Here is a 13,155-nt window from a genome sequence, read left to right as displayed (position 1 = left end):
CTGCTCGAACCGCTTGGCTATATACCGCCGGCCGAAGCTGAGGCAAACTATTACCGACAACTTTCCGAGCAGGCTAAGTCGCCTGACTCACACCAAACGGCCTCCTAAATTTCCGGGGCGATTCACTTCATTGAGCCATTCGCAACCGATGGATCATTTACTATTTCAGATAATGTAGTTTCGGCACCAATTGCGGCTGCCCGAATGCGGCAAGAAGCAATGTTGCAGGATAATGTGGGTTATAACATTAGCCCAACCTCTTGGGACGCATACCCGACAATTGGGCGCAATGGTACTTTTGTGTCGGATCGAGCCGGCGTAATAGATTACTTCGGGGATGTGGCAGGTAAGACAAACATTACGGTTCCTGCTAATACTGCATCACAAATTGAAGCGGATATGGGACTTGTGCCTGGAACGCTTCAAGGTGGATTTAAAATTCGACAGGTAACGGGCATTCAAGGAATGTTTGCGAACAGCCCAATGGAGGGAAATCAATTCTTCCTTGGCGCTGGCAACCATCTGCCAGGCGGAGCACCTGAAATGGTGATCCAATCCATTCCTACCGTTGACAATCATGCGGTTCAAACCATTTTGAAAGTGAAAGTTGGTCCTTAATGAAATTCCCTGAAAACGAAATTGTTGTTCTTGATATCGCCGGAGAGCGAGCCTTGGTCGGAGGCGGAGAGTCTAGTGATACCAATGCTTTATTGGCTCTAGGATTCAATCCTGAAGGAGCTTATTTTGTCCGGAAAATAGTTGACGACGAGGATAGGCGAAATATCATTTACAAGCTGGTAGAAATGAGTGCGCTGTTTTCTAGTGGGCGAGATTGGAGTCCCGCAGAACTCATGGATTTATATCGTGAGCAAGGGGCTGTGACGACAAGCTATCGCGTCATTGCATGGCACACACCCGAAAATTATGTGATCACTACTTACTAATCACGCAGCGCGCCGGGGTGTCCCGTCCGCACGACGGACACCCGTTTTTCAAGTGCCCAAAGACCCATTTTTTTGATGGAATCTTTGATTTTTTGTTGTCCCGTCCGCACTACGGACACCCGTTTTTCAAGTGTCCAAAGACCCCATTTTTTTGATGGGATCTTTGATTTTTGTTCGCGTACAGGCCCAAAAAAGCCGGTGTGCGGTAAATGTCTGCCTTCAAAACAGGCAGCCGGGTGATGAATGGCCGAGCTTACCCTCGGCCACCTGCGTCCGTGCAGATCTTTAACAATTCGAGCATGAAGGCTAGTGGCGCAACACCATGCCCCGCAAGCGTTGTCCCGTCCGCACTACGGACACCCGTTTTTCGAGTGCTCAAAGACCCATTTTTTTGACGGAATCTTTGATTTTTTGTTAGCACGCGTGGTCCAAAAACCTGCATGCGGTAGATGGCGGCCTTTAAAACAGGCGGCAAGGACACGAATGGCCGAGCTTACCCTCGGCCACCCGCGTCCGTCCGGATCTTTAACAATTTAAAAATGAAGGCTAGTGGCGCAGCACCATACCTCGCAAACGGCCGCCCCATGCCGAGAACATGCGCGTTGAACGCGGTCCGACCTGAAATGGATTCAGTCCCGTCCAAGCCTGTTGCTGCGTTTGTCCCTGCAAGTGCTGGTGCGGCCGCGTGACGTTGCACCAGAACTGAAAAGCTGGCAATGCGGTTCGCAAATGCCTCAGGCCCGTTATCGGGTAGTTCGCAAGACACTGTTTCAAGGTGCCGAACAGACGTTCAATATAACCATTTTCCCACGGTCTCGCCGGGCGCGAATGGCGAACCCTGACGCCACACCAGCGCAATAGTAATTTAACGACAGCGCTGTGAAACACGGGATGGTTGTCGGTCTTGATCGCATCCGGCCGGCCAAATTCGCCAAAGGCCAGCAGCAAGGCGCCAAGGAAAGTCCAGCGATTGAAGCGCCTGAGGTGGCGTAACATCAGGTTAAGCCGGCTGCCATGATCGATCGCTCCCAACACAATATGCTGGATTCCCTCGTGGTCTGTCACGCAAGTGGTGTCGATGCCCCATTGCCGATTATTCGGCACGCGCATCGGCACTTGATGCTTTAGCGCATGCTGGCAGTGCAAAGCCGCATGAGCCTTCTTGATCAACAGCTCACGTACCCATGTACGTCCTACCGAAACGCCTGTGTGGGCAAAGTACAGTTGGTTGAACATAGCGGCCAACTTACGATGCGATAAACCGTGAAGCTCATGCAATTCCAGTACGCTGCTCCGCACCCATTCCGCCTTCCTCGGGCGTAGCCCTGATGAGATGACTGTCACATCGCTTTCCGCCTTAAACCGTCGATGACCAAGGCACCGCCGCTTACTTTGTCGATCAACATACAAGCAACACAAGATCACGGCGATTAAACAAGCGAGTGCGCATATTGAGCTGGAAATCATGGTGGCGGTTCGAGAACGCAGATACCAATTTATCCAGACATGGCATGAAATGTTTAATAGCCGCACCCGAGGTGTGCTCGATGTCATGCCAGCTAAGCGATCGGCAGGCTCACTACGCCGTAGGATTTTAGGTTAACCGTGTTCGGGATTTCCGCCATGGACAGGATGCGCATATGCGGAATCATGCGCTCCGACAGCGATCGCACGTGACGGCGCAGGTCGGGGGCGCACAGCAGGATGGGCAGCATGTTCGCCTTCATCATGCGCTCCGATTCGGCCGCCAGGCGCGATTGCAGCTGCTCGGCGTAGCGTGGTTCAATCGCCATGTTGCTGCCCTGCTCTACACTACGCAGACTCTGTAGCAGCACCTGCTCCACGCCCGGGTCCAGCGTCAATACGCTCAGGGCCGTCATCTCACCCAGCAAGGCCTGGCAGATCGCCGCGCCCAGCTTCTGGCGCACGATCTCGGTCAGATAGCCCAAGTCCTTGCTGTTGCGCGCCATGTCGACCAGCGACTCCAGAATCACCTCCAGGTTGCGGATCGAGACTTTTTCCCGCAGCAGGTTTTGCAGCACTTTCTGCACGTCGCTGACCGACAGGATGGTCGGGATCAGTTCTTCCACCAGCCCCGGCTGCTGCTGGCGGATGCGTTGCAACAGTTTGTCGGTCTCGGTGCGCGTCAGCAGCTGCGCGGACTGTTGTTTCAATACTTCGCTCAGGTGGGTGATGAAGACGGTCGCCGCATCGACCAGGGTGTAGCGCGCCGCGCGCGCCAGCTCGCGTTCCGTATCCTCGATCCAGATGGCCGGCAGGCCGTAGGTCGGCTCCCGCGTGGCGATGCCTTTGATGGTGCGCTGGTCGCCGCCGGCGTGGATGGCCAGTGTGCGGTCGATCATGATCTCGCCTTTGCCTGCCGGCACGCCGAACACTTGCAATTCATACGCGTTGGCCCCGAGGCTGGGGGCGTCGCGGAAGCGCACGCGCGGCAGCACCATGCCGGAATCCAGCGCGTACTGCTTGCGGATCGCGGCGATGCGTTCCATGAAGACGGTTTTTTCGCCACTGACCAGTGGCACCAGGTTGGCGCCGACCAGCACTTCAACCGGCTCGACCTTGAGCATGTCGTAGGCGTCTTTCTCGCCCTCTTTTTCCTCGGCCTCGGATTCTTCCGTCGCGGCCGGATCGTCTTCGCTGTTTTTCTTGCGCAGCATCGCCACGCCCACCGCCAGCATCAATGCGAGCAGGCACAGCACGGGCAGCGGCGGTATGCCGGGCAGTATCAGCACCACCGACAGCGCCCCCGCCACGATGAACATGGTCTTGGGGAAGGAGGTGATCTGCTTGAGCACTTCCGCGCTCAGGTTGCCGTCCGACGCCGAGCGGGTCACGATGATACCGGTGCCCACCGCGATCACCAGCGCCGGCACCTGGGTGACGATGCCGTCGCCCACGGTCAGCAGGGTGAAGGTCTGCAACGCCTGGTCCCAGCGCATGCCCATCTGCATGACGCCGATCACCAGGCCGCCGATGATGTTGATCAGCATGATGACGATGCCGGCGATGGCGTCGCCCTTGACGAATTTGCTGGCGCCATCCATGGCGCCGTAGAAGCCGCTTTCCTTTTCCAGCATTTTGCGGCGGCGCTTGGCCTCTTCCTGGTCGATGAAGCCCATGTTGAGGTCGGCGTCGATGCTCATCTGCTGGCCCGGCATGCTATCCAGCGTGAAGCGGGCCGCCACTTCCGACACGCGCTGGGCGCCGCTGGTGACCACCACGTACTGCACCACCACCAGGATCAGGAACACGATCATGCCGATCACGTAATTGCCGCCGACCACATATGAGCCGATGGCCGATATCACGCGGCCGGCGTCGGCGTCGGACAGGATCAGGCGCGTGGCCGCCACGTTCAAGGATAGGCGGAACAGCGTGGCGATCAGCAGCAGCGACGGGAAGGTGGAAAACTCCACCGGCCGGCCGATGTAGAACGTCAGCAGCAGTATCAGCAAGGCGAAGCTGACATTGGTCAGGATCAGGAAATCCAGCACGCCCGAGGGAATCGGCACGAACAGCACCGTCAGGATACCCACCACCAGCAAGGCCATCACCAGATCGGTATTGCTGTTAAAAACACGACGTAGAGACAACATCAAACCACCTTTTTCGTAGCGCGCTTCGCTTCGCGCATTGCATAAACCCAGACCATGATCTTGGCGACCTGCGGATACAGTTTCTCCGGCACATAGCCGTCGAAATCAACTTCGCGGAACAGCGCCCGCGCCAGCGCGCGGTTCTGCACCACCGGAATATGATGGCGCCCGGCCAGTTCGCGCATCTTGCGCGCCAGTTCGCCGGCGCCCTTGGCCACCACTTGCGGCGCAGCCGACTTGCCGTGGCTGTAGCTCAGCGCCACCGCCAGCCGGGTCGGATTGGTGATCAGCACATCGGCCTGCTCCACCTTGGCCGCCGCCTGGCTGCGCTTGAGCATTTCCTTGCGCAAGTCGCGGATGCGGGCGCGGATGCGCGGGTCGCCATCGCGGTTCTTCGATTCGTCCTTGATGTCGCGCTTGCTCATGCGCATGCGCTTGGCGAACTCCCAGCGCGTAAAGCCGATATCGATCAAGGCGATGCACAACAAGGTCAGCACCAGCTTGACCAGCAGCGACCCGACCAGTGCCAGCACCAGGCGCAGATAGCCCTTGGACGGCATGGCGGACAAGCTCATCAGCCCAGGGATGGTGTCGCGCACCAGCATGTAGACCACGATGCCCAGGATCGCCAGCTTGACGATGCTCTTGGCCGACTCGAACAGGGTGCGCATGGAGAACACGCGCTTGAATCCCGTCATCGGGTTCAGCTTATCGAGGTCGGGCTTGAGCGGATGCAGGCTGAAAATCGGTCCGGTCTGCACCAGGTTGCTCAATACCGCCACCACCAGCAAGGTCATGAACAGCGGCGCCAGCACGTGCAGCATGCCCGTCATCAGCTGGCCCATCCAGCCGGCCACCGCTTCCACGCTCCAGGCGTGGCGGCTGGCCGCGCCCAGTATCCGCTGCTGCATCACCAACATCTGCCGGACGCCATCCCAGCCGGTGGCGTACAGCGTGACGGCGAGCGCCGCCATCATCGACATCGCGTTGAAGTCCATGCTGCGGGCGACCGAACCCTTTTTACGCGCCTCTTCCAGCTTGTGGGGCGTGGCCTGTTCCGATCTTTCGGCGTCCTGCTCTGCCATTTACGTCAGCACCTGTTCCCAATAAATAAAAATCGACTCATACACACGCGCCATCACGGGCTGCAACGCCCCCACCGTCATGGCAAACAACACCAGCCCGACCACGATCTTGGCCGGCACGCCCACCACGAACACATTCATCTGCGGCAGCACGCGCGACACCACGGCCAGACCGGTTTCCGTCAGCAACAGGCACAGCATGACGGGAATGATCATGGCCACGCCCAGCGAAAACATCAGGCCGAACTGGCGCAGCACCGGCTCCATGTCCAGCGCATGAAAACCCGAGCCCGGCGGCACTTGTTGCAGCGAGTAGGCGAAGCCGCGCAGCAAGGCGTGATGCGCATCCAATCCGAAGAACACCACCACCGCCGCCATGTTGAGCAGGGTGGTGAACAGCGGAGCGCCGCCGCGGGTCACCGGGTCGTACACGCTGCCCAGGCCGAGACCGCTCTGCACGTCCAGGATCTTGCCCGCCAGCGCGAACGCGCCGAAGGCGGCAAACACGCCAAAAGCCAGCGTCAGGCCAGTGACGAGCTCCGCCAGCGCCAGCAGGATCAGCGGAACGATGTCGGTCACGGCCGCCGGCAAGGCGGTATGCAGGCCCGAGACCAGCAGCACGCTCAGGGACAGGGTCAGCAGGACGCGCACCGTCACCAGCCCGCCCAGGCTGGTAAAGATGGGCGACAGCAGCATCAGCGCGCCCAGCCGCACGGCGGTGCAACATACCGCCAGCATCCAGCGCGGATCGATATCGATGCTCATGCGTCAGAAGTAGGTCGGGATGTTGGCGATCAGCGTGCTGGAGAAGCCCACCAGCCGTTTCAGCATCCACGGCCCGCACACCACCAGCACCACCACCGCCGCGATCAGCTTGGGGATGAAGGTGAGCGAGGCCTCCTGTACCTGGGTGACGACCTGGATCACGCTGACCAGCAAGCCGACCACCAGCGTCACCGCCAGCAGTGGCGCCGAGATCAGCAGGCCGGTCCACAGCAGCTCGCCCAGCAACTGCAATGCCAGGTCCGGCCTCATGACGAGCTCCGCGCCGCGCGAACGGCGGTTTTACCTGGATTCATATTGCTCCAGCAGTTCGCCAACGCTGCGCCCGAACGCCGCCTGCCGCGACGACAGCAGGCGCATGGCGAGCGCGCGGAAGCGCTCCGGGTCCTCGGTCTGGCCAGCCAGTATCATTTGCGCGTAGCGCGCCGACAGGCTGTCGCGGTCCAGGCCCAAGGCGCGGTCGATGCTGGCCTGCGCCTGCTCGCGCGCGCCCTGCATGGCCTGCACCACCGCCATGCCGCCATGGCTGTCGCCAAAATTGCGGTCCAGGTCCAGCGCCTGCTGGAACGCCGCCTGCGCCTTGTCCAGACGGCCAGCGAAAATGCGGCTCCATGCCAGCAGGTGCCAGCTGCCGATGTGTCCCGGCATGTATTTCACGGCCTGCTCCAGTTGCTGTTGCGCGGCGTCGTTATCGCGCTTCAGCAGGCTGGCCGTGCCAAGCCCGGACCAGCTGCGGCCTTCCGCCGGATTGCGCGCCAGCACCTGCTGGAAGCGGCTGGTGGCGGCGTCGCCATCGGCACGCGCCAAGGCCAGCGAGCCCGCCGTGACCAGCGCCTCCAGCGGGACGGCCGACGCATCCGCGCCTTGGGTGCGCAGCGTCATGGCCGCGTCGCTCAGCTGTTCGGCCTGCTCCAGGCGTTCGGCGTCCAGACAGACCAGGCTCAGCGCGGAAAGGAAGTCGGCGTCGTCGCGGCCGCGCTCCATCCGTGCCTCGCCCAGCGTGATGGCGCGATCGCCCTCCCCCATGTGATGCAGCGCGCGCACCGCCAGCGTCAACATGGGCGCCGTCAGTTCCGGCGCGGCCAGATGCGGCTCAAGCGCCGCGTAGGCCTCCGCGTGGCGCTGTTGCCAGACCAGGGCGTACGCCAGATTGTAGGCCAGATTGATGTCCGCATAGCGGGCCGACAGCGCCGCGAACACCTCCTCGGCGGCGCGCCATTTTTGCTGCGCCAGATAGACCTGGCCCAGGCGCGCCAGGAAATAGGCGTCCTTCGGATAGCGTTGCAGCGCCGCCAGCGCATGGCGCTCGGCCCTGGCGTGGTCGGCTGCGGCCAGGCTGAGGTCGACGACCCGCGCCAGCAATTCCTTGTTGTCCGGATCGACCGCCAGATAGGCCTCGCTGCGCTCCAGTTGTTGCATTACTTCGCTCATACATTCTCCAAGCTATTAAACTTCCGCCAGCAATTGCGCTATCGCCTGGTTGACCAGTTCGCGGCAGGCGGCATCGCTTTCCATCGCCACTTGTATATCATCGACCATCTGGAAAAAACGGGGATCGTTCACCAGATGCTCGCCGAAATGCGAGAGCAAGACCGCTTCCAGGAAGACGCGGAAAACCTTGCGGCCGCGCTGCGGGTCGTCGCGGGCGATCTGTCGCACGCGCAATTCAATCAGCGCGCTCAGGTTTTCCGGGGCATAGCGCTGGGTACGCGCTTGCTGTGCCAGCTCGCCCCGCTTGCCGGCAGGGGCCGCCGCCCCGCGCTGCGCGAGTTGGCTCTGGATGACCTTAACCAGTTGATTGACCGAACCGATTGCCGACGCCATGGCTACGCTCCCGTCATCGCATCAATGACGCAGGCCGGTGTAGGCCGACAGCAAGATATGCTGGCCGTCGTCCGTGGCGGCCGGCGCCGCCTGGGGGGCGTCGTTGGCCGCCGGCAGGTCCTGTTCCAGCTGCTGCACGATCTTTTGCATATCGAGGTTCAGCGGCGGAATGGCGGTATTCAGCGCCACGCCCGCATTCAGGCTGCACACGGCCTCGGCCTTCTCTTCCCGGATCAGATGCAGCAAGCCGGCGCCAAAGTGATGCAGCGCCTGTGTGTCCGCCAGTTCGGTCAGGGGTTGCAGCACATCGGCGGCGCGGGCGTTGTCATTCGCCCCCAGCCACAGCAGGCCCAGTTGCAGGCGCGCGATGGACAAGGCCGGATCGAGCGCGATCGCGGCCTCCATTTCGCCGATGGCCCGTGGATACATCTGGATCTGGGCATATTCCGCCCCCAGCAAATAGTGGGCGATCGCCGTGGCGTCGGCGCGCGACACCGCTTCTTTCAGATAAGCGATGGCGCTGGCCGAATCGCCCGCCGTGCTGGCATTGATGGCCAGCTGTTGCAGTTCGGGCTGATCCAGCATGGCAAGTGTGGTGTTATTGGTCATGATCGTTCCATTGATAGTAGTCGGTGTGGGGGGCGGCAGGCGACACGCTATCCGCTCCAGTTCAGTTCCGGCGCCGCGCGCACGCTGTCACGCAGGCGCAGCAAAGCTTCCTTGTGTATTTGCGAAACCCGCCCTTTGCTTATCGAAAGCGCGCGGGCGATCTCATCAAATGGCATTTGCTGGAGGTAGTGGCTATGAATCACCTGCCGGTGCTTGCCAGGCAGCTCATTCACCAGACTTTTCAGGCGCGCCCGCAATTGCCTGAGCTCCACCCCCGCATAGGTGTAATCGTAATGGGAGACCGCCGGTTCGGCCGCCTCGAACATGCCGGTCTGATCCAGGGCAAACCCCACCGCCAGGCCGATCGCCAGTTCGGCCAGGTAGCCGAACAAGTCTTCCTGCTTGTCGGCGGGCCGCGGCGCGTCCTGCAAAGAGGCCATGCGCTCCTCGACAATGCGCTTGCGCGCGGCGACCTGCTCGTGCACCTCGCTATAGCTCTCCATACCGCTGAGTATAGCGCCATTGATACGGCTGCCGGCATAGGTTTCAAACTTGTAGCCCCGGCTGACGTCGTAGCGGTCCACCGCTTCCAGCAGGCCGACCCGGGCGTATTGCAGGTAGTCGTCAAACTCGACATGATGATGGGTGCGGCCGGCGTACATCTTCGCGGCCAGCATGCGGGCGAACGGCATGTACAGGGCGGCCAGGCGCTCGCGCACGCTGGCATTGCGGCCGTGGGTAAACTCCGCCCACAGCAACGCTGCCTCGTCCATGTCGATATTCAAGCCCGCGCCCATCGCCATCGTCTCAGGAGAAGGTGCCCAACAAGGCACGCACAACCAGGTTCCAGCCGTCGATCAGCACAAACATCAGTATCTTCAACGGCAGCGAGATCGATGCCGGCGGCACCATCATCATGCCCAGCGCCATCAGCGCGCTTGACACGATTAAATCGACCAGCAGGAACGGCAGGAAAATGACAAAGCCGATCTGGAACGCAGACCGCAACTCCGACAGCATGAAAGCAGGGATCAGCTGCACCATGCTGATGTCGTCCATGCTCTTCGGCTGCTCGGCCTTGGCCAGCTCCACCATCAGCGCCAGATCCTGTTCGCGCGTCTGCCGCACCATGAATTCGCGCAGCGGCGTGGCGGCGCGCCCCACCGCGGTTTCCGTGCCGATTTTCCCGGCCATATACGGCTGGAAGGACTTGCTGTTCATTTCTTGCAAAGCCGGCGACATCGTAAACAACGTCAGGAACAGCGCCAGGCTGATGATGACGGTGTTGGGCGGGGTTTCCTGCATGCCCAGCGCGTGGCGCAGCATGGACAGCACGATGACGATGCGGATAAACGAGGTCATCGACATCAGGATGGCCGGCGCCAGGCTGAGCACCGTCAGGCCGAGCAGAATCTTGACGGCCGACGACACCTGCGCCGAACCACCGCCGTCCGCCACCCGCACCTGCAAGCCCGGCAGCGACAGCGCCGTGGTGTCGGCCGCGGCCCAGGCCGTGGCCGCGCCCGCCAGCAGCAAGACGCCCAAACCAAGATGGCGCAAACGAATCTTCATCATGCCGCCCCCTCGCCTGCCGGGAAAGGCTGGGCAGCGTCGGGCGCCGACGCCAGGCAAGTGACACCCTGTTCGCTTTGCGCGATCAGATACCGGCTGCCGGCAAACTCCACCACCGACAACAGCGTGCGCGGTCCCAGGCGCTGGGTTTCCAGCACCCGCAGATGGCGCGCTCCGCCCTTGCCCGGCGCTTGCAGATTGAGACGCTTGCGCAGTACGTACACGACCACGATCGCCAGGCCCGACAAGATCAGCACCCCGAGCGCGCCGCCAGGCAGCGCGGCGGCGGCCACCGCCGCATCCTGCTTGTACGGGATGGGCGCCGCCGGCCCTTCGGCGCGCGCGGCCTGGCTGGCGCTCATCAGCAATGCGCCGAGCAACCAGTGCTTCATGCCTGCGCCTGCGCGATCTCGGTTATGCGCACGCCGAAGTTGTCGTCCACCACCACCAGTTGACCGCGCGCCACCACGCTGCCGTTCAGCATCACGTCCACCGGATAGTCGGCCTTGCGGTCGATCTTCAGCAACGACGATGCCTGCAAGGCCATCAGTTCGCCCACGGTGGTATGAGCCTCGCCGACCATCACGTTCAAGCTGACCTGCACGCCATCGAGCAGACGCAGGTTGCCGCCCAATAAAGCGGCGCCCGCCGGCGGCGGCGGCGCCAGTTCCGCCAGGTCGACCAGCTCGGCCACCACGCTGCTGGAAATATGTTTACTGCTCATGCTTTACTCCATCGTTTAGTTCAAGCGGCGCCAGTTCCAGCGCCATATTGTCGTCCACCCGGCCCAGATAGCCGTCGAACAGGGCCGTGCCGGCATGACTGCGCACCGTGAGCGCGCGGTCGGCCAGGGTATCGAGCCGGATCACGTCGCCAACGGCCAGCCGCACCAGGCTGCCCAGGTCAACCTGGGCGCTGCCCAGCCGCACCGGCAGTTTGAGCGGCAAATCCCCCAGCAACGCCGTGTAGTTCAGGGAGGCCAACGGTACGACGCCTTGGGCCGGTTCCGCGTGCCGCAGCACTGCCGCGTGATTGAGCAGCAGGAAGCATGCCTGTTTGGCGACCCGCAGCACCAGCAGGACAGCCCCGGAGGCGTAGCGCCAGTCGGCCGGCGGCGGCGCGCTGTCATCCCCGGCGGCCACGCCCGCCGGCAACAGGGCGGACAGCAGCGCGCGGTGCAGATCGCGCCAGGCGGCCCGGCCGGCGTCGGCCGCGATCGGCGCCGCCATCGCGACCGGCGCGTACTGGCGGTCGGCGCCGAACAACAGACGCTGCACCTGTGCCGGCATATCGGCCTCCCAGGCCTGCGCCACGCTTGCGTCGCCATCCGCCCAGGGCGCGCGCCACGTGGCTTGGGCTGGCAGTTGCTGGGCGCCGTCCCAGGCGCGCACGCACTCCAGCACCAGGTCGCCGCGCGCCGCGCCCCAGTCGCCGCACCAGCGTTCGATCGCCGCGTCGGCGGCCCGGTGCACACGCTCCAGCAGGCTCGCGCCGAGCAGCGCATAGGGCTGGTGGCGCATCAACGATGACCTTTCATATCGAACAATTCCTGGATCATGTCGTTGGCGGTGCTGATCACGTGCGAAGCGGCCTGGTAGCCGCGCTGCATCACGATCAGGTTGCTGAATTCCTCGGCCAGGTCGACGTTGGCCCCCTCCAGATGGCCGGACACCAGGCTGCCGTAATTGCCGCTGCCCGCGTAGCCGTAATGCACCTCGCCATTGGCGCGCCTGGTAAACGCGCCGCCGCTGCTTTGCTCCAGGTCGTTCTCGCTGGCGAACTGCGCCAGCGCCAGGCGCTGGCCCTTGACTTTCTGGCCGTTGGAATAGCTGACGCTGACGGTACCGTCCGCATCGATGGTCTGGTCGACACGCACGCCCGAGGTATAGCCATCCTGCTGGTCAAACTTCAGGTCGGAGGCCGACGACGAGTTGCCGCTCTTGCCGAAGTCCAGCGTGATCGGGAAAGCGGTCACACCGGTGGTCGCGTACTGGATGCTGACGGTGCTCGATCCGGTCACCGGCACGCCCGCCGCATACTTGATCGTGCCGGTGCCGAGCGGCGCGGCCGTGGCTGCGGCGGCCGCGTCGGTGACGGTGACGGTATAGCTGCCCGCCCCCATATTCTTGAACGAAAGATTCAGCGTGTGCTGACCGCCCGCCGGATCGATGATGACCACGCCATTCAAGGTGACATCGACGGGCGGCGTGGCCACCGTGCTGGTGACGTTGCCCGTAAAGCTGACCGTGCTGGTGGCCTTGGCGGCGCTGTGCCCCAGCGGGTCCAGGGTGACGTCGGCCAGCTTGCCGTCCTTGTCCAGCGCCTGCACATGCCGGCCGCTGCCATCGATCAGGTTTTCCTTGCCGTCGAACTGGAAATTGCCGGCGCGCGTGTAGACCATCGCGCCGTCGTCGCGGCGCACCACGAACAGGCCGTTGCCGCTGATCGCCTGGTCCAGCGGGCTGCCGGTGGTCTGATCGTTGCCGGCACGGAAATTAATGGAAGAGCCCAGCGTGGTCACGCCCTGGCCGGTGGTTTCCTGCTGTTGCGACTGGCCATCGGTCACGCCGCCGCCCTGCTCGAACAAGGCCGAGAATTGCAGCTGCGAGCCTTTGAAACCGAGCGTGTTGACGTTGGACAGGTTGTTACTGACCACTTTCAGGCCCTTGGCATTCCCCAGCAAGCCGGAGGTGCCGATATATAGCGTATCAAACATGATGT

At 62.3% G+C, this 13,155-nt stretch carries 16 protein-coding genes; 2 read left to right on the top strand and 14 right to left on the bottom strand.

Annotation, left to right across the window (positions count from 1 at the left end):
- Nucleotides 1-204: 204 nt before the first annotated feature.
- Nucleotides 205-618 (top strand): type IV secretion protein Rhs, encoded by a 414-nt coding sequence (locus GM676_RS28380; RefSeq protein WP_155467676.1) that lies wholly within the window; start codon nucleotides 205-207, stop codon nucleotides 616-618.
- Entirely contained in the window at nucleotides 618-944 is a 327-nt protein-coding gene (locus tag GM676_RS28375) for a hypothetical protein (protein WP_155467674.1), read from the top strand. The genes GM676_RS28380 and GM676_RS28375 overlap by 1 nt, the downstream gene beginning before the upstream one ends.
- A 546-nt stretch (nucleotides 945-1,490) precedes the next feature.
- Here GM676_RS28375 and GM676_RS28370 read toward each other — a convergent pair.
- From GM676_RS28370 to GM676_RS28305, 14 genes are all read right to left on the bottom strand, one after another.
- Complete coding sequence (locus GM676_RS28370; protein ID WP_170304377.1) at nucleotides 1,491-2,180, bottom strand: integrase core domain-containing protein; 690 nt, start codon at nucleotides 2,178-2,180, stop codon at nucleotides 1,491-1,493.
- Nucleotides 2,181-2,503: 323 nt separating this feature from the next.
- On the bottom strand, nucleotides 2,504-4,561 hold the full coding sequence (gene flhA, locus GM676_RS28365) for a flagellar biosynthesis protein FlhA (RefSeq protein WP_155467670.1): 2,058 nt from the start codon (nucleotides 4,559-4,561) through the stop codon (nucleotides 2,504-2,506).
- On the bottom strand, nucleotides 4,561-5,646 hold the full coding sequence (gene flhB / locus GM676_RS28360) for a flagellar biosynthesis protein FlhB (protein WP_155467668.1): 1,086 nt from the start codon (nucleotides 5,644-5,646) through the stop codon (nucleotides 4,561-4,563). The genes flhA and flhB overlap by 1 nt, the downstream gene beginning before the upstream one ends.
- Nucleotides 5,647-6,411 carry a flagellar biosynthetic protein FliR gene (locus tag GM676_RS28355; RefSeq protein ID WP_155467666.1) on the bottom strand — a complete coding sequence of 255 codons (765 nt, stop codon included), beginning with the start codon at nucleotides 6,409-6,411 and terminating at the stop codon, nucleotides 5,647-5,649. It lies immediately after the preceding gene.
- 3 nt (nucleotides 6,412-6,414) lie between these two features.
- Nucleotides 6,415-6,681, bottom strand: coding sequence for a flagellar biosynthesis protein FliQ (gene fliQ / locus GM676_RS28350; protein ID WP_155467664.1), 267 nt, complete (start codon nucleotides 6,679-6,681; stop codon nucleotides 6,415-6,417).
- 30 nt (nucleotides 6,682-6,711) lie between these two features.
- Complete coding sequence (locus tag GM676_RS28345; RefSeq protein WP_155467662.1) at nucleotides 6,712-7,860, bottom strand: tetratricopeptide repeat protein; 1,149 nt, start codon at nucleotides 7,858-7,860, stop codon at nucleotides 6,712-6,714.
- Nucleotides 7,861-7,875: 15 nt separating this feature from the next.
- The gene (locus GM676_RS28340) at nucleotides 7,876-8,253 is read right to left on the bottom strand and encodes a hypothetical protein (protein WP_155467660.1); all 378 of its coding nucleotides are present in this window, start codon (nucleotides 8,251-8,253) and stop codon (nucleotides 7,876-7,878) included.
- Between the two features lie 21 nt (nucleotides 8,254-8,274).
- Nucleotides 8,275-8,862 carry a tetratricopeptide repeat protein gene (locus tag GM676_RS28335; protein WP_155467658.1) on the bottom strand — a complete coding sequence of 196 codons (588 nt, stop codon included), beginning with the start codon at nucleotides 8,860-8,862 and terminating at the stop codon, nucleotides 8,275-8,277.
- A 47-nt stretch (nucleotides 8,863-8,909) separates the two neighbouring features.
- On the bottom strand, nucleotides 8,910-9,659 hold the full coding sequence (locus tag GM676_RS28330) for a sigma-70 family RNA polymerase sigma factor (protein ID WP_170304376.1): 750 nt from the start codon (nucleotides 9,657-9,659) through the stop codon (nucleotides 8,910-8,912).
- Nucleotides 9,660-9,669: 10 nt separating this feature from the next.
- Nucleotides 9,670-10,437: a flagellar type III secretion system pore protein FliP gene (gene fliP / locus GM676_RS28325; protein ID WP_229262906.1), complete on the bottom strand. Its 768-nt coding sequence runs from the start codon at nucleotides 10,435-10,437 to the stop codon at nucleotides 9,670-9,672.
- On the bottom strand, nucleotides 10,434-10,826 hold the full coding sequence (locus GM676_RS28320; RefSeq protein WP_155467654.1) for a flagellar biosynthetic protein FliO: 393 nt from the start codon (nucleotides 10,824-10,826) through the stop codon (nucleotides 10,434-10,436). Before GM676_RS28320 ends, fliP begins: the two co-directional genes overlap by 4 nt.
- Nucleotides 10,823-11,158: a FliM/FliN family flagellar motor switch protein gene (locus GM676_RS28315; protein WP_155467652.1), complete on the bottom strand. Its 336-nt coding sequence runs from the start codon at nucleotides 11,156-11,158 to the stop codon at nucleotides 10,823-10,825. Before GM676_RS28315 ends, GM676_RS28320 begins: the two co-directional genes overlap by 4 nt.
- Entirely contained in the window at nucleotides 11,148-11,954 is an 807-nt protein-coding gene (locus GM676_RS28310; protein ID WP_155467650.1) for a FliM/FliN family flagellar motor switch protein, read from the bottom strand. The genes GM676_RS28315 and GM676_RS28310 overlap by 11 nt, the downstream gene beginning before the upstream one ends.
- Entirely contained in the window at nucleotides 11,954-13,150 is a 1,197-nt protein-coding gene (locus GM676_RS28305) for a flagellar hook protein FlgE (RefSeq protein WP_155467648.1), read from the bottom strand. The genes GM676_RS28310 and GM676_RS28305 overlap by 1 nt, the downstream gene beginning before the upstream one ends.
- Nucleotides 13,151-13,155: the final 5 nt, after the last annotated feature.

This window comes from Duganella radicis (genome assembly GCF_009720825.1).
Classification (GTDB): Bacteria; Pseudomonadota; Gammaproteobacteria; order Burkholderiales; family Burkholderiaceae_D; genus Rugamonas; species Rugamonas radicis.
The sequence above is the reverse complement of the archived record's forward strand: the minus strand, read 5'-3'. Positions and strand labels throughout refer to the sequence as shown.